Annotated in this window: 25 protein-coding genes; 11 read left to right on the forward strand and 14 right to left on the reverse strand. The window is 70.5% G+C overall.

Translation table 11 applies throughout. The features are described from left to right. Positions 1–11 precede the first annotated feature (11 nt). Entirely contained in the window at positions 12–1286 is a 1275-nt protein-coding gene (locus ESP57_RS11610) for an MFS transporter (RefSeq protein ID WP_129231704.1), read from the reverse strand. 85 nt (positions 1287–1371) lie between these two features. Between ESP57_RS11610 and ESP57_RS11615 the strand changes: the two genes are divergently transcribed. The 5 genes from ESP57_RS11615 (at position 1372) to ESP57_RS11635 (ending at position 7081) form a co-directional block, all read left to right on the forward strand. After that, complete coding sequence (locus ESP57_RS11615; protein ID WP_056012539.1) at positions 1372–1875, forward strand: hypothetical protein; 504 nt, start codon at positions 1372–1374, stop codon at positions 1873–1875. A gap of 41 nt (positions 1876–1916) precedes the next feature. Beyond that, the gene (locus ESP57_RS11620) at positions 1917–3500 is read left to right on the forward strand and encodes a carboxylesterase/lipase family protein (protein WP_129231705.1); all 1584 of its coding nucleotides are present in this window, start codon (positions 1917–1919) and stop codon (positions 3498–3500) included. A gap of 166 nt (positions 3501–3666) precedes the next feature. Beyond that, complete coding sequence (locus ESP57_RS11625; RefSeq protein WP_129231706.1) at positions 3667–5433, forward strand: S8 family serine peptidase; 1767 nt, start codon at positions 3667–3669, stop codon at positions 5431–5433. 128 nt (positions 5434–5561) lie between these two features. Next, positions 5562–6611: a zinc-dependent alcohol dehydrogenase family protein gene (locus ESP57_RS11630; protein WP_129231707.1), complete on the forward strand. Its 1050-nt coding sequence runs from the start codon at positions 5562–5564 to the stop codon at positions 6609–6611. After that, positions 6608–7081 (forward strand): heme-degrading domain-containing protein, encoded by a 474-nt coding sequence (locus tag ESP57_RS11635; protein ID WP_129231708.1) that lies wholly within the window; start codon positions 6608–6610, stop codon positions 7079–7081. The genes ESP57_RS11630 and ESP57_RS11635 overlap by 4 nt, the downstream gene beginning before the upstream one ends. 18 nt (positions 7082–7099) lie before the next feature. Here the strand turns inward: ESP57_RS11635 and ESP57_RS11640 are convergent, their stop codons facing one another. Then, a complete protein-coding gene (locus tag ESP57_RS11640; RefSeq protein ID WP_056012524.1) occupies positions 7100–7606 on the reverse strand; it encodes a MarR family winged helix-turn-helix transcriptional regulator in 507 nt (168 codons plus the stop codon). Positions 7607–7763: 157 nt separating this feature from the next. Between ESP57_RS11640 and ESP57_RS11645 the strand changes: the two genes are divergently transcribed. Next, on the forward strand, positions 7764–9029 hold the full coding sequence (locus ESP57_RS11645) for an MFS transporter (RefSeq protein ID WP_129231709.1): 1266 nt from the start codon (positions 7764–7766) through the stop codon (positions 9027–9029). A gap of 101 nt (positions 9030–9130) precedes the next feature. Here the strand turns inward: ESP57_RS11645 and ESP57_RS11650 are convergent, their stop codons facing one another. After that, positions 9131–9724: a nitroreductase family protein gene (locus ESP57_RS11650; RefSeq protein WP_056012521.1), complete on the reverse strand. Its 594-nt coding sequence runs from the start codon at positions 9722–9724 to the stop codon at positions 9131–9133. A 198-nt stretch (positions 9725–9922) separates the two neighbouring features. Between ESP57_RS11650 and ESP57_RS11655 the strand changes: the two genes are divergently transcribed. Both ESP57_RS11655 and ESP57_RS11660 read left to right on the forward strand, forming a co-directional pair. Continuing rightward, on the forward strand, positions 9923–10477 hold the full coding sequence (locus tag ESP57_RS11655; RefSeq protein ID WP_129231710.1) for a TetR/AcrR family transcriptional regulator: 555 nt from the start codon (positions 9923–9925) through the stop codon (positions 10475–10477). Positions 10478–10654: 177 nt separating this feature from the next. Then, entirely contained in the window at positions 10655–12166 is a 1512-nt protein-coding gene (locus ESP57_RS11660) for an APC family permease (RefSeq protein WP_129231711.1), read from the forward strand. Positions 12167–12207: 41 nt separating this feature from the next. Here the strand turns inward: ESP57_RS11660 and ESP57_RS11665 are convergent, their stop codons facing one another. The 4 genes from ESP57_RS11665 to ESP57_RS11680 all read right to left on the reverse strand — a co-directional run bounded on the left by ESP57_RS11665 (position 12208) and on the right by ESP57_RS11680 (position 17468). Continuing rightward, the gene (locus tag ESP57_RS11665; RefSeq protein WP_056012513.1) at positions 12208–13281 is read right to left on the reverse strand and encodes a threonine aldolase family protein; all 1074 of its coding nucleotides are present in this window, start codon (positions 13279–13281) and stop codon (positions 12208–12210) included. Positions 13282–13353: 72 nt separating this feature from the next. Further along, the gene (locus ESP57_RS11670; RefSeq protein WP_243648508.1) at positions 13354–15165 is read right to left on the reverse strand and encodes an alkaline phosphatase family protein; all 1812 of its coding nucleotides are present in this window, start codon (positions 15163–15165) and stop codon (positions 13354–13356) included. 285 nt (positions 15166–15450) lie between these two features. After that, positions 15451–16587, reverse strand: coding sequence for an ABC transporter permease (locus ESP57_RS11675; RefSeq protein WP_243648509.1), 1137 nt, complete (start codon positions 16585–16587; stop codon positions 15451–15453). Further along, the gene (locus ESP57_RS11680; protein WP_129231714.1) at positions 16584–17468 is read right to left on the reverse strand and encodes an ABC transporter ATP-binding protein; all 885 of its coding nucleotides are present in this window, start codon (positions 17466–17468) and stop codon (positions 16584–16586) included. Before ESP57_RS11680 ends, ESP57_RS11675 begins: the two co-directional genes overlap by 4 nt. A gap of 288 nt (positions 17469–17756) precedes the next feature. Here ESP57_RS11680 and ESP57_RS11685 point away from each other — a divergent pair, with 288 nt between their 5' ends. Further along, the gene (locus ESP57_RS11685) at positions 17757–19133 is read left to right on the forward strand and encodes an MFS transporter (protein WP_129231715.1); all 1377 of its coding nucleotides are present in this window, start codon (positions 17757–17759) and stop codon (positions 19131–19133) included. 10 nt (positions 19134–19143) lie between these two features. Here ESP57_RS11685 and ESP57_RS11690 read toward each other — a convergent pair whose 3' ends face one another. From ESP57_RS11690 to ESP57_RS11700, 3 genes are read right to left on the reverse strand one after another with little or no spacing between them, the layout of a single operon-like run. Next, complete coding sequence (locus ESP57_RS11690; RefSeq protein WP_129231716.1) at positions 19144–19704, reverse strand: dihydrofolate reductase family protein; 561 nt, start codon at positions 19702–19704, stop codon at positions 19144–19146. Next, positions 19704–20177, reverse strand: a complete 474-nt coding sequence (locus ESP57_RS11695) for an SRPBCC family protein (protein ID WP_129231717.1) — start codon at positions 20175–20177, stop codon at positions 19704–19706. Before ESP57_RS11695 ends, ESP57_RS11690 begins: the two co-directional genes overlap by 1 nt. Further along, complete coding sequence (locus ESP57_RS11700) at positions 20170–20511, reverse strand: ArsR/SmtB family transcription factor (RefSeq protein ID WP_056012492.1); 342 nt, start codon at positions 20509–20511, stop codon at positions 20170–20172. Before ESP57_RS11700 ends, ESP57_RS11695 begins: the two co-directional genes overlap by 8 nt. 109 nt (positions 20512–20620) lie before the next feature. Here ESP57_RS11700 and ESP57_RS11705 point away from each other — a divergent pair, with 109 nt between their 5' ends. Further along, positions 20621–20995, forward strand: coding sequence for a cupin domain-containing protein (locus ESP57_RS11705; RefSeq protein WP_129231718.1), 375 nt, complete (start codon positions 20621–20623; stop codon positions 20993–20995). A 52-nt stretch (positions 20996–21047) separates the two neighbouring features. Beyond that, entirely contained in the window at positions 21048–21461 is a 414-nt protein-coding gene (gene panD / locus ESP57_RS11710; RefSeq protein ID WP_129231719.1) for an aspartate 1-decarboxylase, read from the forward strand. Between the two features lie 35 nt (positions 21462–21496). Here the strand turns inward: panD and ESP57_RS11715 are convergent, their stop codons facing one another. From ESP57_RS11715 to ESP57_RS11730, 4 genes are read right to left on the reverse strand one after another with little or no spacing between them, the layout of a single operon-like run. Further along, positions 21497–22192, reverse strand: a complete 696-nt coding sequence (locus ESP57_RS11715; RefSeq protein WP_129231720.1) for a response regulator — start codon at positions 22190–22192, stop codon at positions 21497–21499. Beyond that, positions 22189–23574 (reverse strand): sensor histidine kinase, encoded by a 1386-nt coding sequence (locus tag ESP57_RS11720; protein ID WP_129231721.1) that lies wholly within the window; start codon positions 23572–23574, stop codon positions 22189–22191. The genes ESP57_RS11715 and ESP57_RS11720 overlap by 4 nt, the downstream gene beginning before the upstream one ends. Before the next feature lie 54 nt (positions 23575–23628). Further along, a complete protein-coding gene (locus ESP57_RS11725; RefSeq protein ID WP_129231722.1) occupies positions 23629–24903 on the reverse strand; it encodes an RNA polymerase sigma factor in 1275 nt (424 codons plus the stop codon). After that, complete coding sequence (locus tag ESP57_RS11730) at positions 24903–25235, reverse strand: YciI family protein (RefSeq protein ID WP_056012472.1); 333 nt, start codon at positions 25233–25235, stop codon at positions 24903–24905. The genes ESP57_RS11725 and ESP57_RS11730 overlap by 1 nt, the downstream gene beginning before the upstream one ends. Positions 25236–25286 lie beyond the last annotated feature (51 nt).

Here is a 25286-nt window from a genome sequence, read left to right on the forward strand (position 1 = left end):
CTGCGCGGCCGTCACTCGACGGCGACGTCGCTCTCGGCCTCGGGGGCGCGCACGCCGTTGGCGCTCGCCGGAATGCGTCGTTCGAGCGCGAGCGCCAGCACACCGATGCCGAGGCAGCCGATGACCATCACCGCGATGTACACGGCGTCGAGGTCGTGGTCGAGCAGCAGGCCCGCGGCGACCGGGCCGGCGATGGCACCGCCCTGGAACGCCGCCGAGTTGATCGCGTTGTAGCGGCCGCGATTGTGGTCGGAGGCGAGGTCGTTGTAGATCGCCGGCACCGTCGGCTGCAGCAGGGTCTCGCCGAAGGCGAAGACGCCCATGAACGCCAGCACGCCGATGGCGGCGGCCAGCGTGTCGGGCAGGAGCCCCGCGGCGCCGAGGATCAGCCACGAGGTCGCCCAGACGCCCGCCATGACCCACATGACCCGCGTGCGGCGCTTGCCGCTGATCTTCGCGAGCACCGTGAACTGCAGCAGCACGATGACCGCGGTGTTGACCGCGAACGACAGGCCGATCACCCGTGTCGAGACCTCGGCGACCTGGCGCGCGTACGCGGGGAACCCCGCCTCCATCTGGCCGTAGCCGATGAACATCGCGATGAACGTGAGGAGCGTCAGCCACAGCACGGCGGGCTGACGGAGGATCTCGCGATAGCCGCCGGCTGCGGCCGACTCCTCGGTCGGCTCGGCCTGCGTGCGCACATGGCGGAGGGGGCCGAGGAGCAGCGCCATGGGGATGAGCGCGCTCGCGGCGTCGATCAGGAAGATCACGGTGAAGGTCTCGGGGGAGTCGACATCGACGTAGAACCCGCCGATGATGCCGCCGACGCCGATGCCGAGGTTCACGAGCGCGAAGTTGACTCCGAAGTACTGCTGCCGCAGGTCGCCAGAGACCACGGCGGCGATGAGCGCGTTGAATCCGGGCCAGGAGACGCCGAAGTTCACGCCGATCAGCACGAGCGCGACGGCGGCGACGGCCGGATGCGTCGCGAACGCGAGCAGCGTGCAGCCGGCGATCATCGAGACGAGCCCGGCGAGCAGCACCGTCTTCGCGCCGAAGCGGTCGATGAGCGTGCCGCCGGGGCCGGTCACGATGAGTCCCACCACGGCGATGAGGCTCATGAGCGCCCCCGACAGGCCGAGGTCGAAGCCTCGCACCTCATGCAGGTAGATGATCGTGAACGGCAGGGTCAACCCACGGCCGAGCGTCTGGATGGCGACGGTCGACAGCAGCCATCGGCCCTCGGTGGGCAGGGCACTCCAGAACGTCCTCGCGCTGATCACTTCAGCATTCTGTTCGAGACGGCCGACATCACGCCACTCGTGGGGGCTAGAGTGGCGGCATCAGTTCGATCTCGGGGGAGGCGACATGTCTGCAGTGAACGGAGACGAGATCGGCGAGGTCGTGCTGACGCACGGCCAGCGACGAGGCATCCGATTGATCGGATTGGCCGGCGTGGTCGGCGGCATCCTGTTGATCGTCGTGGCGATCATCGCCTGGATCGGGGTCTCGAACCAGCTCCGGGCCGAGAACATCACGATCCCCGACGACTCGCCGTACTTCGCGGGCAAGACCGTCGACGGACCGATCGACGCCTTCATCCAGGCCGGCGTCATCAACGCGCACGCGCTCGAGGCGAGCGGCGGCAAGACGTACGCCGAGCTCGACCAGGACGACCCCGTGCGCGACACCGTGATGCAGGCGTCGTTCCTGCGGGCCTCGCTCTTCACCTCGGTGGTCTCGTTCGGCGTCGCGTTGTTCGCGGCGGGGGTCGGCGTGGTCTTCGTGCTCTTCGGCTGGGCGCTGCGGATGCTCGCGTCGTCTCCGGCGCGTGCACCGGGGAGAGCCTCCGTTCCGCCCGCGACGGCCTGAGCCGGCCCCGTCCGTTCACCCGGCAGGCGTAGGCTCCTGGCATGCTGCTGGGGGCAGGGGTGCAGGTCGATCGTGCGCTCGTCGTCGAGACCGAGACGGGCGCGGTGCGAGGGGTGCGCCGGCACGGCGTGCGCTGCTGGCGCGGCATCCCGTACGCCGCATCGACCGGCGGCGAGTTCCGCTTCCGGGCGCCTCGACCGGCACCGGGATGGGACGGCGTCCGCGACGCCGTCGAGTTCGGCCCCGTCGCGCCGCAGCAGCGGAAGGGGCAGTTCATCGGAGCCGCGCCGGGCCTCCCGCGCAGTGAGGACTGCCTGAGCGTCAACGTGATCGCGCCCGACGAGTCGGCGGGGGCGACCGAGCGACTCGGTTCGACCGGCCGACCGGTGATGGTGTTCATCCACGGCGGCGCCTACAGCGTCGGCTCCTCGGGCGAGTACCCGCGACAGGGCGAGCGGCTCGTGCGCGAGCACGGGGTCGTCTACGTGAGCATGAACTACCGTCTCGGGGCGCTCGGCTGGCTCGACCTCCGCACCTATTCGACGCCCGAACGACCGATCGAGGCCAACCTCGGGCTCCGCGACCAGGTCGCCGCCCTCGAATGGGTGCGCCGCAACATCCGCTCATTCGGCGGCGACCCCGACCGCGTGACCCTCTTCGGCGAGTCCGCCGGCGCGAACTCGGTCACGACGCTCCTCACCGTTCCCGCCGCGGAGGGGCTGTTCTCCCGCGCGATCGCGCAGAGCTCGCCCGCGAACGCCGTCTACCTGCCCGAGACGACGGCGCGCTGGGCGCGCGAGTACGTGCGGCTGCTCAGCCGAGTGGTCGACGACGACGACCTCGAGAGCGAATCGGTCGAGGATGCCGCGGCGATGCTGTGCACCGCGAGCGCCATGCAGCTCGCGGAGGCGACGACCACCCTCACGATGCGCACTCCCGACGAGGATCCCGGCACGATCAGCCTGGCGCCCGTCATCGACGGCGAGTTCCTGCCGCACCGACCCCTCGACGCGTTCCGCGACGGACTCGCGCATCGGGTGCCGCTCATCATCGGCACCAACGACCGCGAGGGCTCGCTCTTCGCCGGGCGCATCGGCATCCTGCCGACGACGAAGCCGCGCATCCGCGCGATCTTCGCGAACACGCGGAAGAAGTCGCGCAAGGCGATCAAGGGCCGGTATCCGGGCCTTCCCGAGCGGCGGCCGGCGGCCGACTTCGCCGGCGACTTCACGTTCTGGTTCCCGACGGTGAAGGTGGCGGAGCGGCATTCGCGATTCGCCCCGACCTGGATGTACCGATTCGACGCGGCTCCGCGGATGTCTCGGCTCCTCGGCCTCGACGCGACACACGGGCTCGAGCTCTTCGCGCTGTTCGAGAAGTTCGACACCCTCACCGGGGCCGGACTCACGCTGCTCGGCGGGCGGCGCATGTTCCGTGCGGTCGGGCGGCGCATGCAGCGGCACTGGGTCGGCTTCGCGGCATCCGGATGTCCCGGCGCCGATTGGCCGGCCTACGACGAGGCCGGTCGGCGCACCATCGTCTTCGGGGAGGGCGAGGATCGCGTCGAGCTCGACCCGCGCCGCGAGAAGCGGCTCGCCTGGCAGGAGTTCGTGCCGCACGTCTGAGCCCGCCCCGGCCTGCGGCGACGCACGATTCTTGCTCGAACGCCGAGGGACGTGCGCGGTGATCGCGCGTCCACGCGGATACGCCGGAGCTTCGAGTCCACCCCTTGCCTCTCGTGAGCGGCAGTGCGAGGATCGCGCTCATTGACCGCCCACGGATTGGACGAAGATGTTGAAACTCAAATCCATTGCAACGACCTCGGCACTGGCGCTGGCTCTGACGGCGCTGGTCGCCGGCCCGGCCGGCGCGGCGACCTCGTCCGGCGACGAGGTGAGCGGCGAGCAGCAGTACGTCGTGCTCTTCGCCGAAGGCGCTTCGACCGAGGCGACCCGAGCGGCGGTCGAAGCCGCCGGCGGAACGATCATCGCCGAGAACGCCGAGGTCGGCGTCGCGACCGTCGTGACGACCGAGGCGGACTTCGCCGCTGAAGCCGCTGCCCAGTCGGTCATCGAGGGCACGGCGCAGAACCGGGTCATCGCCGACGTTCCGAACGCGCAGAAGGGCGCGGGCGCTGCCGAGAAGTTCGACGCCGCGAAGGCCGACCTGCGCGGCGCGGGCGAGAACGCCGCTGCCGCCGGGGCGCCCGCGACGCGTCCGTCGAAGGGCAGGCCGCTCGCCGAACCGCTCGCCGACCTCCAGTGGGACATGCAGGCGATCGACGCCACGGTCGACGGCTCCTACCGCCACGACAAGAGCCGCGGCGTGCTCGTGGGCATCCTCGACACCGGTGTCGACGGATCCCACCCCGACATCGCTCCCAACTTCGACGCGGAGCTGAGCCGCAACTTCACGGTCGACATCGAGGCCGACGCCAACGGCGACCCGATCGACGGCGCCTGCGCCGACGAGCCCGACCAGTCGTGCGAAGACGCCGCCGACGTCGACGAGAACGGTCACGGCACGCACGTCGCCTCGACGATCGCCTCGCCCATCAACGGCATCGGCATCGCGGGCGTCGCGCCCGACGCGACCATCGTGAACCTGCGCGCCGGTCAGGACTCGGGCTACTTCTTCCTGCAGGCCTCGCTCGACGCGCTCACCTATGCCGGTGACAACGGCATCGACGTCGTGAACATGAGCTACTACGTCGACCCGTGGCTCTTCAACTGCACCTCCCACCCCGCCGACTCGCCCGCAGACCAGGCGGAGCAGCGGACCGTCATCACCGCCATGCAGCGCGCACTCGACTACGCGCGCGGCAACGGCGTGACGCTCGTCTCCGCGGCCGGCAACGGTGCCACCGACTACACGAAGGTGATCAGCGACTCCTCGAGCCCCGACTTCGCGAGCGTGCCCGGTGAGATCGCCTACACGCGCGACCTGCTCGACCCGGCCTCGTGCATCTCGATGCCGAGCGAGGGCGACGGCGTCATCACGGTGAGCAGCACGGGCCCGAGCGAGCGCAAGGCGTACTACTCCGACTACGGCAACGGCTACGTCGATGTCGCCGCTCCCGGTGGCGACGTCTACGACACCGCAGCGGGGACTCGCGACTACGCTGCCGGAATCCTGGCGGCGTACCCGACCGCGCTCGCCGAAGCCGAGGGCGCGATCGACGAGAACGGCGACGTCATCGTGCCGTGGGCGGTCGAGAGCTGCGACGCATCCGGTGAGACCTGCGGGTACTACCAGTACCTGCAGGGCACCTCGATGGCCTCGCCGCACGCCGCGGGCGTCGCAGCGCTCATCGTCGGCCAGTTCGGCAAGCGCGACAAGGAGCACGGCGGCAAGACGCTGTCGCCCGACGCGGTCGAAGCGAAGCTGCTGTCGTCGGCGGTCGACACGGCGTGCCCGGTGCCCGCCGCGTTCACCTACGTGCGGCACCTGCCGAACGGCACCACGGCGACCTCGACGCACACGTGCGAAGGCTCGCCCACGAAGAACGGGTTCTACGGCGACGGCATCGTGAACGCGCTGGCCGCCATCGGACGCTGACGCTCGTCAGTCTCTGACGCTCGTCAGCGTCCGACGCACTCGACGGGGTCGACCGCTGCCGCGGTCGGCCCCGTTCGTGCATTCGAATCGGTCTCGATCAACGCCGCAGTGCGACGTAGGCTCGGTGCATGCTCGCCACCGTCATCCACGCGCCCCGCGACATCCGTGTCGAAACCGTGCCCGACCCGGTGCTCGCCACCGGGGTCGACGCCATCGTGAAGGTCGTCGCCGCGTGCGTGTGCGGCTCCGACCTCTGGCCGTACCGCGGCGTGACGCCCACGCACGAGCCGCATCGCATCGGGCACGAGTTCATCGGCGTCGTCGAGGCGATCGGCGAGCAGGTCACGGTGGTCGCCGTCGGCGACTTCGTGATCGCTCCCTTCTACGTGTGCGACAACAATTGCGCGAACTGCCGCAACGGCGTCTCGACGTCGTGCTTGAACGGCGGGTGGTGGGGCTCCGACGACCGAGCCGGCTCCTTCGCCGACGGCGGGCAGGGTGAGCGCGTGCGCGTGCCCCTCGCCGACGGCACGCTCGTCGTCGTGCCCGGGCCGGTCGGCGACGAGGAGGTGCCGGGTCTGCTGAGCCTCGCCGACGTCATGGGCACCGGCCATCACGCCGCGGTCTCGGCCGGCGTCTCGACGGGCGACACGGTCGCCGTCGTGGGCGACGGCGCGGTCGGCCTCTGCGCGATCATCGCGTCGAAGCGACTCGGCGCCACCACGATCATCGCGATGTCGCGGCATCCCGAACGCCAGGCGCTCGCCCGCCGGTTCGGGGCGACCCACATCGTCGAGGAGCGCGGGGCCGAGGGCGTCGCCCGGGTGCAGGAGCTCACCGGCGGCATCGGCGCCGATCGCGTGCTCGAGTGCGTCGGCACGAAGGAGTCGATGGACCAGGCGATCCGTTCCACCCGCCCCGGCGGCATGGTCGGCTACGTCGGGGCGCCGAACGGCGGGCCAGAGTTGCCGGTGCGTCCGCTCTTCAACCGCAACGTCGGCGTCAACGGCGGCATCGCGCCCGTGCGCGGCTACATCGAGGAACTGCTGCCCGATGTGCGGTCGGGTGCGATCGAGCCCGGGCTCGTCTTCGACCTCGAGCTTCCGCTCGCCGACGCCGCCGAGGCGTACGCCGCGATGGACGAGCGCCGCGCCACGAAGGTGCTGCTGCGCCCATGAGCGAGCTCCTCGAACGGCTCGTCGCCGAGGCATCCGAACTGCAGTTCGACCGGTTCACCCTCGACGACGCGTGGGTGGTCGGCGGGCGACTCCGCGCGGTCGCCGCCGGAGCGGGGCATCCGGTCGCGATCGCGATCTGGTTCGGGCCGCAGCGCGTGTTCCATGCAGCCCTGCCGGGTGCGACCGCCGACAACGACGGCTGGCTCGACCGCAAGCACCGCGTCGTCGAGCGATTCGGTCGGTCATCGATGCTCGTCGGCGAGGAGTTCCGCGCCAAGGGCGAGGACTTCGACGTGCACGCCCGCCTCGACCCCCGGGAGTTCGCGGCGCACGGCGGGGTCGTGCCCATCCGGATCCGCGAGGCAGGGGTCATCGGCGCCGTCGGGGTGTCGGGGCTTCCCGAACTCGCCGATCACGACCTCGTCGTCGAGCAGTTGCGCGCACACCTGCGAGACCGGGCCACCGACTGACGCCTCAGCGTTGGGCGGTCACGCGTCGATGTCGTCGAGGCGCGCGATGACGACCTCGAGCAGGCGGGCGAGCTCGGCCCGCTCGTCGTCGCCGAGGTCTTGCAGCACGTCGGACTCGACGACGTCGGAGTCGCGGATCGCCTGACTGAACAGTCCCCATCCCGCTTCGGTGAGGCTCACGAGGATGCGGGTGCGGTTGTCGGGGTCGGCCGCTCGTTCGACGAGGCCGCGCTCTGCGAGCTTGTCGAGACGGTGCGTCATCGACGACGGGGCGACGTTGGTGAGTTCGGCGAGCTGGCTCGGCGTGAGGGCCTCCCCGGCCTTCGCGAGCGAGGTGACGACGGCCCACTCGCCCGAGCTCACATCGAGGTCCGTGAGCTGCCGGGCGTACCACTGGTCGAGCTTCTTCGTGAGCCCCTGCACGGCCGTGATGACCCGCTGCACCGACTCCTCGCCACCGGCAGCGACGTAGGTCGCGACGGCGCGGCGATGCAGTTCCTGGGCTGACGGGGTGCGTTTGGCCATACGGGAATTGTCGCATGCGAAGTTCGGTTGCTAATATTTCGATATCGAATAGTTCGTGTTCGAATCATCGCTTCCCTCCGACGACCTGCAGGCGAGGCATCCGTCTCAGAGGCATCCGTCTCACTCGAGACCCCGACTCCCGAAAGGTGGCGTGCCCATGCGCGCGAAGCTGCTCATCCTCGCCTCGAGCATCGGCATGCTCGGTTGGGGCGCGGTGCTCCCGTACCAGTACGCGTACGCGGCCGACACGCGAGGGTGGGGCGCTCTCGTCGCGGCCGCGGCATCGTCGCTGTTCTCGGTCGGCGCGCTCGTCGCCGCCCCGATCGCCGGCCGACTCGCCGACCGCTACAACCCCGTGCACGTCGCCGTCGTCGCGCAACTGCTCGGCGCCGCCGGTGCGGCCTCGCTCGTCTTCGCTGACGGTCCGGTCGTCTTCCTCGCGGGCATGCTCGTCTTCGGCCTGGGACTCGCCGCCGCGGTGCCCGCCAAGCAGGTGCTCGCGCTCGAGTGGTCGTCGACGGGCGACCGGCGCAAGGTCTTCGCCTACAAGTTCACCGGTGAGGCGCTCGGCATGGCAGCGGGCGCGTTCCTCGCCGGGCAGATCATCGACCTCGACCGGCACGACGGGCTCGACGTCGGCTTCCTCATGGCCGCCGCGGGCTTCGTCGTCTCGTCGGCGATCATCGCGCTCGCCGGCCGCGGGGCCATGCGGAGTGCCGAGTTCGCGGCCGAGGCCGTCGCCGGCCTCGGCGACGAGCGCCGGCCGGGCGCCTTCCGCCTGGTCTTCGCGAACCCCGCGCTCCGCTGGAGCGCCGTCGTCATGATCGCGCTCGCGCTCGGCTTCTATGCGCAGTTCGAGGCGGGCCTGCCCGCCTACGGCATCACGGTGCTCGAAGTCGACCCGGTCGCGGTCGGCACCGCGGCGGCGGTGAACTGCATCGTCATCGTGGCGCTGCAGGTCGTCGTCGTGCGGCTCACAGCGAAGGTCAGCGCGCCCGCCCTGCTGATGGTCGTCGGCGGCATCTGGGTCGCAGCATGGCTCGTGCTCGCGAGTGCGCAGTTCGCACCGGGCGTCGCGTCGGCGATGTTCGTCATGACCTACGGCATCTTCGCGGTGGGCGAGACGATCTACAGTCCGGTGCTGAACCCGCTCGTCGCGTCGCTCGCACGCAAGGGCATGGTCGGCAGCACGCTCGGCGCGATGTCGGCGCTGCAGACCGCGTTCACGGCGGCGGGCCCGCTCGTCGCGGGGGTGCTGCTCGGCGCCGGTCTCGGCGACGTGTTCCTCGGCATGCACCTGGCGCTCAGCGTGCTCGCGGTCTTTGCCGCGTGGCGCCTGAAGCGCGTGATCGCGGCGATGCCGCCCGTGCGGCATGAGCCGCCGACGCGGCCGATCTCGGTCGTCGATCCCGTCGACGCATGAGGAAGCGCCGCGAGTCGGACTTCGGCTCGTGGCGCTCGTGTCGCTGCTGGTCTCGGCGCTCGGCGCTCGGCGCTCGGCGCTCGAGGCGGCTGCGCCCGCCGTCACTCCCCGAGGAGCACGAGCTCCGCGAGGGGCTTGCGCAGTCGCGGAGCGCTCTCGCGCTCGCGAAGCACGTCGGGCAGTGCATCGACGTCGCCGAGCACGCCGATCGTCGTGATCGAGACGACCTCGAGGTTGTCGGCGAGCTCGAAAGCGGCGTGCAGTGCCGCGGCGTCGAAGCCGCCCATCTGGTGCGTGTGCAGACCCTCGTGCTGGGCCTGCACGGTCAGGTGCGCGACCGCCTGGCCGAGGTCGTACCGCGCCCACGGGCGGGGCTTGCCCTCGTCGTCCGCGATCTCGGCGATGTTGATCACGAGCGCGGCGGCCGAATCGGCCCAGACCTGGTTGAAGCCCGCCATCGCGTCGTGCGCGGTGGTGAAGGCGGCGGTTCCCCGCCGGGCGACGATGAATCGCCACGGCTGCGAGTTGTTGGCAGAGGGAGCCCATCGGGCGGCTTCGAGAACCGTGCGGAGGGCTTCTTCGTCGACGACGGCGTTCGGGTCGAACGCGCGGGGGCTCCAGCGGTCGACCAGTGGGTCGATGAGCGGGGCGGTCGTATCGGCCTTGCGGGAGGTGAGTTCGGTGACGAGCGTCATGGTGCGCCAGCTTTCGAGACGGGGGAACAGGAGCTGGGGCTTCGTCGTCCCAGTCCATTGCAACGCATGGACCTGTGAGACATTCCCAGAAAGTCGCCCGATGACGACGACGGGGTGACCGGGTGGTTCCGGCCGGCCGGGCCGGGCGCCGGGCACAGCCGGACACGCATCGCACATCCGCCCTCGTACGATGGCCTGATGATCACCCTCGAGGGCCCGGCCGCCCGAGTGCTCTCGGCGTACACGCATCTCATGGTCGAGCGCGGCATCCGCGGCGCGACCCTCGAGGGCGTCGCGAGTCGGGCGGGCCTGTCGAAGTCGGGCGCACTGCACCACTTCTCCTCGGTGAGCGCACTGCAGGCGGCCCTGTTCGTCGAACTGCGCGCCCAGGCCCGTCGCGACGCCGACGAGATGCGGAACGCGCCCGAGGGTGCCGTGCGGTACTACCTGGTGTCGTCACTCGACCGTGACAGCGAGCTCGAGCTCCTCATCGAGGCCGGGTACCGGATCGCGCAGACCGGAGACGAGGCGGCTCTCGAGGTGCTCCGCGAGTGCCGGCGCGGATGGCTCGACGTGCTCGGCGCCGCGACGGGCGACGATCGCCTCGCCCGCATGGTGCTCTTCGCGGGTGACGGCATGAACCACAACGCGCTCATGGACCTGCCCGTCGGCGAGGACGTGCTCACCGACGAGCACGTCGAGGAGCTCATCTCCGCGTTCGCGGCGATGCAGTCGGGCGGCAGCGCGGCCTAGAGTCGCCGACCGTGCGCGCGCACGGTCGAGCGCGCCCTCGCGCGCGCACATTCACCACGGCCACGATCAGAACGCCCTACACAGACCGACCGTCTGGTCGGTCTGTGTACACTTGGACCTCGCGCCTGTCGGCCCCGCCCGCACGCGTTCCCATCCTCGAGGGCGAGAAGGTACCTGATGAGCACTCCAACGGTCGGCACAGCACCCGTCACCGATCCCGCGCCCACGAAGGGCCTCGCGATCGGCAAGCTCGGCCTGTGGGGTTCGACCGTCATCGGCATCGCCTCGACGGCGCCCCTGTTCTCGCTCGCCGCGACGCTCGGCTACGTGATCATCGCCGTCGGTGCGCAGGCGCCCATCGCGTTCATCCTCGCCTTCGTTCCGATGCTGTTCACGGCCTTCGCCTACCGCGAGCTCAACAACGACGTGCCCGACTGCGGCACCGTGTTCACCTGGGCGGCGAAGGCGTTCGGTCCGCGCACCGGGTGGATGGCGGGATGGAGCATCGCCGTCGCGGGCGTGCTCGTCATGGCGAACCTCGCCGAGATCGCCTCGGTGTACCTGCTCACGCTCATCGGCGACGGCTCGCTCGCCGAGAACCGCCTCATCGTCACCGGCTTCGGATGCGTCATCATCGCCGCCATGACCTGGGTGTCGCTGCGCGGCGTCGAGATCGGCGAGCGCATGCAGCAGGTGCTCCTCGTGATCCAGTACCTCGCGATGGCCGCCTTCGTGGTCGGCTGCCTCATCGGCTTCTTCAACGGCAGCGCCCCCGACCCCACCCCGGTGTCGATCGACTGGTTCAACCCCTTCCTCGCCGACGGCACCGGAATGGTGCAGGCGATCCTGCTCGCGCTGTTCATCTACTGGGGCTGGGACACCTGCCTCGCCCTCACCGAGGAGACGAAGGACCCGCGCCGCACGCCGGGTCGCGCCGCGACCCTCACGACGGTCATCCTGCTCGTCACCTACGTGGGCGTCACCGTCGTCGCCATGATGTACGCCGGCCTCGGCGACACCGGCACGGGCCTCGCGAACGAGGCCCACGCCGACGACGTGTTCTCGGTGCTCGCCGGCATGGCGATGGGTCCGCTGGGCTGGTTCCTCGTCATCGCCGTCGCGATCTCCGCGCTCTCGTCGTCGCAGACGACGATCCTCCCGACCGCCCGCGGCACCTTCGCCATGGGCGTCTACCAGGCGCTGCCCGCCCGCTTCGCGAAGGTGAGCGAGGCGTCGAAGACGCCGACCTTCTCGACGACCCTCGTCGGCGTCATCGCGATCGTCTACTACGCGGGGATGAACCTCGTCTCGACCGACGTGCTCGCCGACTCGCTGCTCTCGATGGGTCTCGCCATCGCGTTCTTCTACGCCATCGCGAGCTTCGCGTGCGTCTGGTACTTCCGCCGCACGCTCTTCGCCAGCCGCCGGAACGTCTTCTACCGACTCGTGTTCCCGCTGCTCGGCGGGCTCTTCATGGCGTGGGCCTTCGTGCAGTCGGCGGTCGACATGCTCGACCCCGACTACGGCTACTCGCAGCTCGCGGGGGTCGGCGGCGCCTTCATCGTCGGCATCGGCTCGTTGCTGCTCGGCGTCGTGCTCATGTTCGTCTGGGCGCTCTTCCCGGGGTCGCGCGACTACTTCCAGAAGCGTTCGCTCAACCGCGACACCGAGGTGCTCGCGCCCGAGTAGGGCACGAGCACGTCTCGGGCACGAGCACGGCGGCCCGGGCGCTAGGCCGCGGCGAGCTCCTCGCGGATGCCCGCGACGAACGCGTCGATGTCGGCCTCGCTCGTGTCGAAGGAGCACATCCAGCGCACCTCGCCGCGCGAGGCATCCCAGTCGTAGAAGCGGAACCGCTCGCGGAGCCGGTCGGCGACGCCCGCCGGCAGGGTCGCGAAGACGCCGTTCGACTGCGTCTCCTGCGAGAAGCCGAGACCCGGCATCTCGCCGGCGGCGATGCCGGCGTCGAGTGCGTCGCGGAGGCGGCGGGCCATCCCGTTCGCGTGGCGTGCGCTCTCGATCCAGAGGTCGCCCTCGTAGAGCGCGATGAGCTGCGCCGAGGTGAAGCGCATCTTCGACGCGAGCTGCATGTTGAGCTTGCGCAGGTACTTGAGACCGACGGATGCCTCGGGGTTCAGCACCACGATCGCCTCGGCGCCGAGCGCGCCGTTCTTGGTGCCGCCGACGCTCAGCACGTCGACGCCGGCGTCGCGCGTGAAGGCGCGGAGGGGGAGGTCGAGCGACGCCGCGGCGTTCGAGAGGCGCGCGCCGTCCATGTGGAGCGTCATGCCGCGCTCGTGCACGTGGTCGGCGATCGCGCGCACCTCGGCGGCGGTGTATGCCGTGCCGAGCTCGGTGGTCTGCGTGATCGACACGACGAGCGGCTGCGCGCGGTGCTCGTCGCCCCAGCCCCATGCCTCGCGGTCGATGAGCTCGATCGTGAGCTTGCCGTCGGGCGCGGGTACCGTGAGCAGCTTGATGCCGCCGACGCGCTCGGGTGCGCCGCCCTCGTCGGAGTTGATGTGCGCGGTGCTCGCGGAGATGACGGCGCCCCAGCGGGGGAGCATCGACTGGAGGCCGGTGACGTTCGCACCCGTGCCGTTGAAGACGGGGAACGCCTCGATGCCTTCGCCGAAGTGCCCCGCGAAGACCTGCTGCAGGCGCTCGGTGTACACGTCTTCGCCGTAGGCGACCTGGTGGCCGTTGTTGGCGGCGGCGATCGCCGCGAGCACCTCGGGGTGCACGCCCGAGTAGTTGTCGGAGGCGAAACCGCGGACGGAGATGTCGTGGAGCTGTTCAGTCACCGAACCATCCTCCCATTTCCCGGCTGTGCAGGGCATCGGTGCCCCGTCGGGCGACGGGGCACCGATGGCGCATCAGTGAGCGGATGCCGCGGCGTACCCGGCATCGATCGACACCGTGACGGGGCTGCCGTCGACGACCCCGGTCGCCTGCACGGTGACCGTGCCCGCCGGCACGCTGGCCTTGCGCGTCGTGAACGTGTGCACGGCGTTCGCGCCGGGCTGCACCTCCGCGAAGGTCTTCGTGCCGTACGCCGATGTCAGGCTCAGCGCGACGGGCACCGGCGAGTGGTTCGTCGCCTTGACCGCCACGACCACCTTGCCCTTGACGAGTCGGGTCTCCGCCTCGGCCGAGACCTCGAGCGACGGCGCCGCCGCCTGCTCGAGGCGCACGCCGTCGACGGTCCAGAAGTAGCTGTTCGTGCCCGTGTACCGGAACCGGAACTGCGCCGTCGTCGCGCCCGCGGGCACGCTGACCGAGAGACGCTCGTTGGCGTTGGTGGCCGCGGTGTACGACTTCACGAGCACGGGGGCGCCGCCGTCGAAGCTCACGAACACCTCACCGGTCTGCGGGCCGTCGATCTGGTAGTTCGTGGCGAAGGCGAGCGTCGCCGTCGCGGCACCGTTCAGCGAGTAGGCGGGGCTCACGAGGGTGGAATCGAACTGCCCCGCTGCGTGCGTCTTGTCGTCCCACTCGTCGGAGTCGGCGACCGCGAACACGTCACGGTTGCGGACGCTCGTCTCCCGCAGCTGGCCGAGCTCGACGTTCGTCCAGAACTCGTCGGTCGCGAACGTCCAGCCGCGCAGTTCGGTGATGCCGCCGGTGGGCATCGCCGAGTTGTCGATGCTCCAGCCTGCAGGCGTGGTGTGCGTCCAGCCGAGGGTGGTGGCACCCGGGCGGGTCTCGTCGACCTGGGTCTGCAGCGCACCGCGCACCGAGTCGAACTCGTCGGGCTGCAGTTGGCCGAGCGCCGTGCCGTCGAGGTTCCACGCCGGGTCGGTCGCGACGCCCGCCGCTGCGATGACCGTCGGTGCGATGTCGACGAGCTTCACGTCGTACCGCACGGAGCCGGCCGGGATGCCGGCGCCGGCGGCGATCACGAAGGTCTTCCGTTCGGCCGGCGTGCTGCCGCCGTGGCCGCCGGTCGGGGTGTGGCCGTGATCGGCGGTGACGACGATGAGCCAGTCCTCGTCGGCGCGGGTGGCACGGGCCTCGATGGCGTCGAGGATTTGCCCGATCTGCTGGTCGACGCGAGCGAGGGCCTGCCCGTAGGCGGCGCCGCTCGTGCCGACCGAGTGGCCCGCCCCGTCGACCTCGTCGAGGTGCACGAAGACGTCGTCGGGGTCGCCGGTCGAGAGGGTCGCCACGGCTCGAGCCGTGGTGCCCTCGTCGTTGCCGCCGGCCTCGCGCACGTCGACTGCGGGACCGAAGATCGTCTGCGAGATCGGGCCCCACGTGCCGACGACGTAGGTGTCGCGCGCCGGGTCGGCCGCCTCGATGCGGGTGAGGTAGTCGGGGTAGGTGGCGTAGTCGGGGTTGCTGAAGCTGTTGTCGGTGACGCGGTGCTTGTCGGGCCACACGCCGGTGGCGATCGTCGACCAGCCGGGGCCCGAGACGGTGCCCGACATCGGCGCGGCATAGAGGTTGCTCGCTGCGGTCATTCCCTCGGCGCGGAGCGCATCGAGGTTCGGCATGTCGGCCGGGGCGAGGAAATCGAAGGCGGCACCGTCGAGGCCGATGACCAGGGTCTTCGAGGCGCGGGCTTCGACGAGTGATGCCGCGGAGGCGACGGAGGCGGATGGTGCCGCATTCGCGGCGAGCGGGGCGGAGATGAGCGCTGCGCTCGCCGCCGCGGCGGCGACGGTGAAGATGGTGCGTTTCGTCATGGGCATGGATGATCTCCAGAGCTCGGCGTGCGCACCGGGCGATCGCCCGACACGCCCGCCAGTCTGGCGCAGCGACGAGAGCCGGCGACAGTGCATTCCGGCTATCGAGAGTATTCGCCGCCTGTTCACCCGGATGGTCGCCCACCGCCGTGGAATCGATCGGCCAGCCTGGGGTCGACGAGCGCACGAGTGAACTCCGAACGGCGAAACGCGCGAGTTGTCCGCACAGAAGACGGCGTCGGGGTCGTCACGCCACAGGCGCACGACCCGACGCAGTGCGACCGATCAGCCCTTCAGCGCCTCGCCCCACGGCACGCGTGCGCCCGTCTTCAGCAGCGAGCTGCGGTAGATGCGCTCGCCGATCACGACCGCGAGCGCCGCCGTGGCGAGCAGGAGCGCGAGCGACACGAACGGTTCCCACCACTCGGCGGTGCCGAGGAAGACGCGCATCGGCATGCCCACCGGTGCCGAGAACGGCACGTAGCTCATGATCGCGAGCACCGTCGGGTTGTCGTTGAAGAAGATGACGAGGAAGTACGGGATCATCACGAGCATCGTGACGGGCGTCGTGACCGTGCCGATGTCCTCGGCCCGGGAGACGAGCGCGGCGGTGGCGGCGAAGAGCGCCGCGAGCATCACGAAGCCGATCGCGAAGAACACGATGAACCAGACGACCGACGGGCCGAGCCCGCCGAGCAGCACGCGTTGGCCCGTGAGCATGAGCCCGAGGAGCGCGAGCACCGCGATGGCGAGGATCTGCCCGAACGCGAGCACGCTGTTGCCGATCACCTTGCCCGTGAGGAGCGCCCGCGCCGACACCGTCGAGAGCAGGATCTCGACGACGCGGGTCTGCTTCTCCTCGACGACCGACTGGGCGATCGTCGTGCCGAAGGTCAGCGCCGACATGAAGAACACGATGCCGAAGCCGAACGCCACGAAGTAGGCGAGCATCGGGTCGACCGCGGCGGGTTCGAGCAGCTCGACCGTGGGGCTCACCGAGAGGGCCGAGACCACGTCGTTCGGCGTCGACTCGAGTCCCAGCACCACGATGCCGAGCGGTTCGGATGCCGCGGGCGCAACGATCGCCTCGACGTCGCCGTCGCCGTCGCGCAGCATCTGCTCGGCGACATCCTGATCGGCGGCCGGCACCGCCTCGAGGGCGGGGTTGCCCTCGACGACGTCGGTCGCGCCGGCGACCACGGCCACCTTCGGCAGCTCCGACTGCGAACCGAAGATGCTGCCGAGCACCACCGAGGCGAGCACGGCGAGCATGAGCACGCCCGTCGAGATCAGGAACGCCTTACTGCGCATGCGCATCGTGATCTCGCGCCCCGAGATGAGCCTGACGGTCTCGACGAAGCCGGGGGTGCTTCGATCGTCGGCTCGGCCGTTGGTGCGCGATGCGTTGGTGTCGAGAGTCACTGCACGACCTCCGTGAAGATCTGGGCGAGCGTCGTGTGCTCGCGGGAGAAGCTGATGACGTCGCCGCGGGCGACGGCTGCGGCGAGTGCGGCCTGCCGTGCGGCATCCGACTCGGCCTCGAAGACGGCCCAGCCGCCGTCGAAGTCGGCGACGCGGATGCCGGGCTGCTGGCGCAGCCAGCCGAGATCCCCCGAGGTGAGCAGCTCCCAGCGATCGGAGCCGTGGTCGGCGCGGAGCGAGTCGCGGCTGCCGGCCGCGGCGATGCGGCCGCCCGCGATGATGACGAGGTCGTCGCAGAGCCGTTCGACGATGTCGAGTTGGTGCGAGGAGAAGAGCACGGGTGCACCGGATGCCGCGGCATCCGACAGCACGCCCTGCACCGTCTCGACGGCCATCGGGTCGAGGCCCGAGAACGGCTCGTCGAGAACGAGCACCTCGGGGCGGTGCACGAGCGCCGCCGCGATCTGCGCCCGCTGCTGGTTGCCGAGCGACAGCGATTCGATCGTGTCGTTCGTGCGCTCGCCGAGTCCGAGCCGCTCGAGCAGTTCGAGGGCGTTGCGGTGCGCGGCGGCGGCGCTCCAGCCGTGCAGGCGGGCGAGATAGACGGTCTGCTCGAGCACGCGCATCTTGGGATAGAGACCGCGCTCCTCGGGCATGTAGCCGAAGCGGCGCCGGTCGGCGGTCGTGAGCACTTCGCCGCCGAGCGTCACGGTGCCTTCGTCGGAGGCGAGCACGCCGAGGATGATGCGCATCGTCGTGGTCTTGCCGGCGCCGTTGCCGCCGACGAAGCCGGTGAGCCGGCCGTCGCCGACCGTGAAGCTCACGTGGTCGAGGGCGAGGCGCTCGCCGTAGCGCTTGGTGACGTCGTGGAGTTCGAGCATGGCTCCACCGTACGGATGCCGCGGGTTCGCGGCATCCGTCGTGCGGGGGGTCTTGCACCGGGCCGTGTTGGAGAAGAGGGGCCGCGGCGGCGCCGCGGGGCGAGCCCGAAGCGAGCCTGCCTCCGTCGTGAGGGGGAGGGGTTCCGGATGTCGCGGGTGCTGGTTATCCTCGCAGGGTGACCGACGAGCCCGGCGGATCCGAAGCGGGCGAGGCGCCGGCAACGGCCCACGCCGCGGGGATCGCCTGCGCAGGGTTCGCCGCCTGTCGTCGTGCCGCCGCCAGGCGGCATGCGCACCTTCGTGCAGGTGCTCGTGAACACGATGATCGCGAACGTCACGACGAGCTTCCTGTGGTTCGCGCTCACCTTCTGGGTGTACCTCGAGACGCGGTCGGTGCTCGCGACGGGCGTCATCGGCGGCGCCTACATGCTCCTCGTCGCGGTGTTCTCGATCTTCTTCGGCACGATCGTCGACCGGCACCGCAAGCACCGGGTCATGCTGTTCTCGAGTCTCGTGACCCTCGGCTCGTTCACGGTGGCCGGCGTGCTCTACCTCACGCAGCCCGAGGCCGCGCTCCTCGATCTCGGCGGTCCCTGGTTCTGGCTCTTCTCCGGCATCATCCTCTTCGGCGCGGTCGTCGAGAACATGCGCAATATCGCGTTGTCGACGACCGTGACCCTGCTCGTGCCCGAAGAGCGGCATGCGAACGCGAACGGCATGGTCGGCACGGTGCAGGGGCTCGCCTTCCTCGTTACGAGCGTCTTCAGCGGACTCGCCATCGGCATGCTCGGCATGGGGTGGACCCTTGCGATCTCCATCGCGGCGACGCTGGTGGCACTCGTGCACCTGTTCTTCGTGCGCATCCCCGAGGCGCACCCGGTCGTCGACGGCGAGCACCCGTCGGCGATCGACCTGCGCGGCAGCATCGCGGCGATCCGCGGGGCGCCGGGCCTCTTCGCCCTCATCGTGTTCTCGACCTTCAACAACCTCATCGGCGGCGTGTACATGGCGCTCATGGATCCGTACGGCCTGACGCTCTTCCCCGTCGAGATGTGGGGCCTCGTGCTCGGCGTCTCGTCGTCGGGATTCATCATCGGCGGCATCGCCATCGCGAAGTGGGGGCTCGGACGCAACCCGATCCGCACGATGCTGCTCGTCGTCATCGGCATGGGCCTGCTCGGGGCGCTCTTCACGGTCCGCGAGTGGTGGGTGCTCTACGGGCTCGGCATCTGGGTCTACATGACCCTCATTCCCGCGGTGGAGGCCGCGGAGCAGACGGTCATCCAGAAGGTCGTGCCCTTCCGGCGGCAGGGCCGGGTGTTCGGGTTCGCGCAGGCGTTCGAGGCGGCGGCCGCGCCCATCACCGCGTTCCTCATCGCGCCGATCGCCGAGTTCTGGATCATCCCGTACATGGAGTCCGACGACGGACAGGCCACCTGGGGATGGCTGCTCGGCGAGGGCGACGCACGGGGCATCGCCCTCGTGTTCCTGTTCAGCGGGCTCGCGATGGTCGTGCTGGCGCTCTTCGCGTTCGGCACGCGCTCCTACCGGCTGCTGTCGGCGGAGTACTTGGGGGAGGCTGCGTCGGAGGAGGCGGATGTCGCCGGCGCCGCGGCGGATGCCCCGTCGCACACCGCCGACGAGGCATCCGTGGACCGCAGGTAGTCCGGCGCGGTCAGCTCAGGCGGTAGGTCAGGCCGAGGTGCCCGCTCGGGTGCCTGGCCACGTCGTCGAGCTCGAGCGGGCGGTCGCCGAGGTCGGCGGGGGTGAACGGACGCCCGGCGCCGATCAGCACCGGCACGACGCGCAGGCGCAGCACATCGACGAGGCCCGCCCGGAAGAGCGCGTCGGCCAGGGTGAGGCTGCCCCAGACGACGATGTGCTCGTGCCGCGTCTTGAGTTCGGCGACGGCCTCGGTGGCCGGGCCGCGGAGGATCTCGATCGATCCGTCGCCCCACGGGGCCGTCTCGAGCGTGTTCGACATCACGAACTTCGGCAGTCGGTTGATCGGCTCGGCGACGACCTGGACCTCGGGGTCGGCCACCGGCCAGTAGTCGGCGAACATCCGATAGGTGTTGGCGCCGAGCAGGATCGCGTCGACGTCGGCGAGGAACGCGAGCTGGTCGTGGTCGTTCGGGTTGCCGCCGCGCGCCGTGCCGATGAAGTCGAGTCCGCCGTCGAGGTCGGCCGCGTACCCGTCGACGCTGACGATCTGCTCGACCGTGAGCCGGCCCATCAGCGCTGCCCTCCGTCGTTCGGCCGCGCCTCGAGTCGTTCGTCGAGCACGTCGAAGGCGCTCGCCCAGCCGTCGTAGACGTTGTCGTCTCCCGGAACGCCGGCGATGCCGACGAGGTGGAACGTCATCTCGGTGCGCTCGCCGAGGTCCGCCAGCGTCACGGTGATGACCGGGCCGTCGTCGTCGCCCGGCATCCCCCACGTGAAGACCAGCCGCTCGGGTTCGACGACCTCGCGGTAGACACCCGCCGTCGGATACTCCGAGCCGTCGGGGGCGATCATCGTGTAGCGGTATCGCCCACCCGGGCGCACATCGAGCTCCACCGAGTCGCGGGGGGTCACGACGCCCGCGGGGTGCCACCAGGCGGATGCCTCGTCGGGGTCGGTCCAGGCGCGCCAGATGGTGTCGCGGGGTGCGTCGAAGACGCGGGTGATGGTGAACTGCTTCGTTGCGGAGGCGGTCTGCTCAGGCATCCGTCGATCCCTTCATCTCGCGGAGTCGCTCGTCGAGCTGGTCGAAGCGTGCGTTCCACTCGCCGCGGTGGCGCTCGACCCAGGCGGATGCCTCGTCGAGCGGTTCGGTGCGAAGCGAGCAGGTGCGCCACTGGGCCGACGCGGTTCGCTCGATGAGCCCGGCGCGCTCGAGCACCTTGAGGTGCTGCGAGATCGCGGGCCGGCTCATCGCGAAGGGCTCGGCCAGTTCGCCGACGGTCGTCGGACCGCCGCGGAGGCGAGAGAGGATCTCGCGTCGCGTCGGATCGGCGAGCGCCTGGAACACGAGGCTGAGCTCGTCGGGCCCCTGTTGCATGTAAGCAACTCCTTAATTAATGATTTGCTTACATTACGTCGACGGCGTGCTCGCGTCAAGGGTTGGGCGCAAATGGCGGATCAGCGGAGCGAGCGAGGAGAATGACGCGATGACCGACGACGTGCGCGAAGTGCGCAACCTGCAGACCGCCCTCGACTCCTTCTCCGAGCACTGGCAGCCCCATCGGCTCGCAAGCGTGAACGATTACGACGTGAAGGTCTTCAAGGCGCAGGGCGAGTTCACCTGGCACACGCATCCCGACACCGACGAGTTCTTCATGGTCGTCTCGGGACGGCTCGTGATCCAGCTACGAGACGGCGACGTGGAGCTCGGTGCCGGTGACGTCTACGTCGTGCCGCGCGGCGTCGAGCACTGCCCGCGCGCTGACGGCGAGGTCTCGGCGATGCTCATCGAACCGCGAGGGACCGTGAACACGGGCGACACCCCGAGCGAGCGCACCGCGCAGTTGCGCGAACTCGGCTGACGGGCCCGTCACGAGGCGCCTTCGTCGCCGCGGCATCCGTAGGCTGGATGCCGTGTTCCGGACCATGCTGAAGTCGAAGATCCACCGCGTCACCGTCACGCACGCCGACCTGCACTACGTCGGCTCCGTCACGGTCGACCGCGACCTCATGGACGCCGCCGACCTGCTGCCCGGCGAGCAGGTCTCGATCGTCGACGTGACGAACGGCGCCCGACTCGAGACCTACGTCATCGAGGGCGAGCGCGGCTCCGGCGTGTTCGGCATCAACGGCGCGGCCGCGCACCTCGTGCACGAGGGCGACCTCGTCATCCTGATCTCCTACGCGCAGATGGACGACGAGCAGGCGCGCGCCTTCGAGCCGAGCATCGTGCACGTCGATGTCGCGAACGCCATCGTCCAACTCGGGAACGACGCCGGGGATCCGGGCGCGAGCGGAGCGCAGCGCTCGCCGTACGCCGTCGCCTGACGGGCATCGGGCCGGGCCGGGTCGCCTGACGGAACTCAGCGCCGGGCGCGTACCACTCCGTGCTCGTATGCGTAGACGACGGCGTGCACGCGGTCGCGCAACGCGAGCTTCATGAGCACCTTCGAAACGTGCGTCTTCACGGTCGCCTCGCCGACCCAGAGCCGTTCGGCGATCTCGGCGTTCGACAGGCCGGCCGCGAGGTGTTCGAGCACCTCGCGCTCCCGGTCGGTCAGCGTGTCGAGCTCTGGCGAAGGCTGCGGCTCTCGAGTGGCAGCCTGCTCGGCGGCACCGAGCGCGTGTCCCGCCCGGTCGGCCACGGCCTCGATCACGCGCCGCGTGACATCCGGCGACAGCAGCGCGTCGCCCCTCGCGACGACCTGCACCGCCTCGATGAGCTGCTCGGGGCTCGAGTTCTTGAGGAGGAACCCGCTCGCCCCCGCTTCGAGTGCGGCGAAGAGGTAGTCCTCGCGGTTGAAGGTCGTGAGCACGAGCACGGCGGCAGCGGATGCCTCGTCGGCGGTGATGCGCCGAGTGGCCTCGAGTCCGTCCATGCCCGGCATCTGCACGTCCATGCAGACGACGTCGGGCGAGAGCGCGGCGACCGCGGCGATCGCCTCCTCGCCGTTCGCCGCTTCGCCGACCACCTCGATGCCCTCTTCGGAGTCGAGGATCGTGCGGAACCCGCCGCGCACGAGCGACTGGTCGTCGACGACGAGCACGCGAATGCTCACGCGGGCACCTCCTCGGCCCGGCGCAGCGGGAAGTCGGCGCGCACGAGGTAGCCGCCGCGCGAGCGCGGTCCGAGTTCGAGGCGGCCGCCGGCCGCAGCGACCCGCTCGCGCATGCCGACCTGGCCGAGACGTCGGCTCGAGGCATCCGTCGCCGTCTCGCTCGTCGCTCGAAGCACGGCGCCGGAGTTGGTCACCTCGACCTCGACCGACTCACCCGCCCAGCGCACGCGCACCTCCGCTGTCGCGGCGGCGCCGGCATGCTTCCGCACGTTCGTGAGGGCCTCCTGCACGATGCGGTAGGCGCTGAGGTCGACGACGGCGGAGACGGGAACCGGTTCGCCGACGATCGCGAGCGTCGTCGGCAGGCCGCTCGCGTCGCACTCCGCCACGAGTTCGTCGAGACGCGCGATGCCCCGCGTCGAGGTGCTCGTGGTCGCCCGCTCGCCGTCTTCGCCCGCCAAGCCCAGGGCGTGGTCGAGCACCGCGACCGGCCCGGTCTCGGCATCACCCCGGAGGGTGCCGAGCAACCCGTGGAGCTCGTCGACGGCGTCGCGGGCGCTCGACTCGATCGCGGAGAGCGCGGTCGCCGCCGCGGCAGGATCCTTCGCGAGGACGCGTCGGGCGGCGCCTGCCTGCACCCCGATCACCGAGACGTGGTGCGCGACGACGTCGTGCAGTTCGCGGGCGATCCGCAGCCGCTCGATCGCGACCGCCTGGGTGCGCGTTCGCTCGCGCTCGGATGCGAGTTCGGCGGTGCGCTGCTCGAGCTCGGCGCGAGAGCGTGCCGAGCGGTACCCGGTGTCGCCGAAGTACCACGCGCCGCCGAAGTAGAGCAGGTTCGTGAGCACGTTGATGAGGCCGTACGCGAGGTAGGGCGACACCGTTCCCTCGCGGGAGAAGTCGGGCAGGTAGTCCTGCATGGCGGAGTAGTAGACGAGGCCCCAGAAGAGCCATCCGAACATGCCGGCGACGATCACGCCGCGCACGATCGTGGCACGGCGGCGGCTCCGACTCCACGCGCCGACCGTGTAGATCGCGACGAACAGGCAGATGTTGCTGAAGAGCGCGTCGCCGACCGGCACGACGCCGCCGACGATGAAGGTCGCGGATGCCACGAGCGCGACGATCTCGGGCTGCAGCCGGCGAGCCGCGAGCGGGAGGGTCATGGCGGCGACCCAGATGACCGAGCCCCACCAGGGGGCGGCGTCGCCCCCCGCATCGCCCTCGCCCCACCCGGCGATGCGGTAGAGCACCACCGTCGCTGCCGTGCCGACGGCGAGCACGAGTGCGAGGATCACGTCGTTGCGGATGCCGCGGCGACCCGGTCGCGGGCGGACCCACTCGATGCCGTCGACGACGGGCGGAGCGGTGTTCTCGGTCATCCGTCCACGTTATCGAGGCGACGGAACCACGGGATCCGCCACGAGACGGAGAAGTCAGTGCCGCTCGTCGATGGCGTCGAGCCGTCGTTGCAAGAAGGCCTGCTCCGCCGCGTTGTCCGTGAGGATCTGCGCCTCCTCGTAGGCGAGTCGCGCCTCGGTGACGCGACCAAGGCGTTGCAGCGCGTCGGCACGCGCCGCGGCGAGGTAGGGGTACCGAGCGAGTCTGGGATCGGCGGCGAGCTCGTCGAGCTCGGCCAGTGCTTCGGCGGGACCCTCGGCGAAGCCCAGGGCGATCGCCCGGTTGAGGCGCACGACCGGCGACACCCACACGTCCACCAGCAGGTCGTAGAGGCCGAGGATCTCGACCCAGTCCGTCTCGGACCATGACGGGCTCTCGTCGTGCACCGCCGCGATCGCGGCCATCAGGGCGTACCGACCCGGCGGGCGGGCCCGCAACGCCTCGCGCACCAGGGCCGCGCCCTCGGCGATCGCCCCCCGGTTCCAGCGCGAACGATCCTGGTCCTCCATGAGCAGGAGCTCACCGTCGTCGCCGAGCCGGGCCTCGAGTCGAGCGTCGGTGAGCACCACGAGGGCGAGCAGACCCGCGACATCCGGATCGCCCGGGAGCAGCACCCGCAGGAGGCGTGCGAGTTCCCGCCCCCGTTCGGCGAGGTCGCGGCGCATGAGGTCGACGCCGAACGGCGCGGTATGGCCGGTCGCGTAGACCAGGTGCACCACGGAGAGCACGCTGTCGAGGCGCGGGCCCAGTTCATCGGGGGCCGGCACCCGGTAGGGGATGCCCGCGGTCGTGATCTTCTGCTTCGCGCGGGTGATGCGGGCGGCCATCGTCGGCTCCGGCACCAGGAACGCGCGCGCGACATCCGCCGTCGACAGTCCGCACAGGAGGCGGAGTGTGAGCGCGACGCGCGCCTCGACCGAGAGGGCAGGATGGCAGCAGGTGAAGACCAGCGCGAGCCGGTCGTCGGGAATCGACTCGCCCGTGTCGGCGAGCTCGTCGACCGGCGGCGGCTCGGGATCGACGAGTTTCGGCAGCGATCTGAGAGCGGTGGCAGTGCGCCGGCGCACGTCGAGCGCCCGCCGTCGCGCCGTCGTCGTGAGCCAGGCACCCGTATTCGTGGGGATGGCGCGGCTGCCCCAGGTGGCGAGCGCGCTTGCGTATGCATCCTGCACGGCCTCTTCGGCCGTGTCGATGTCGCCCGCCACCCGGATGGTGGCCGCCAGCACGAACGCCCACTCCCGACGATGCGCCTCCGCGACCGCGGCGGCGACATCGGCGGGAGCCGGGGCCGGACCGGCGGCCGGCGTCATCAGCTCACCAGCCGCACCGGTCGCACCTCGACGCCCGCGCCGGCCGGCACCTCCGCCGCGATCGCGAGCGCTTCATCGAGATCGGCGGCCTCGATGAGGAAGTACCCGCCGATGACCTCCTTCGACTCCGTGAACAGGCCGTCGGTCACGACCACGTTGCCATCGTGGTCGTGTCGGACCGAGGTTCCGGTGGCGGGCGATTCGAGCGCCGCCCCGCCGAGCAGCGAGCTCGAGCGGCGCTCCATGAACTCCCGGTAGGCCGGGTTGACCGCCTCGCCTGCGGCCTGGGCGGCGTCATCGGCCTGGTAGATCAGGATCAGGTACTTGGACATGTCGTCATCCTCTCTCCTCCGGCACCGTTTCGTGCCGTCACCATACCGACG

Origin of the sequence: Agromyces fucosus (assembly GCF_004134865.1) — a bacterium.
In the GTDB taxonomy this organism is placed as follows: Bacteria; Actinomycetota; Actinomycetes; order Actinomycetales; family Microbacteriaceae; genus Agromyces; species Agromyces fucosus.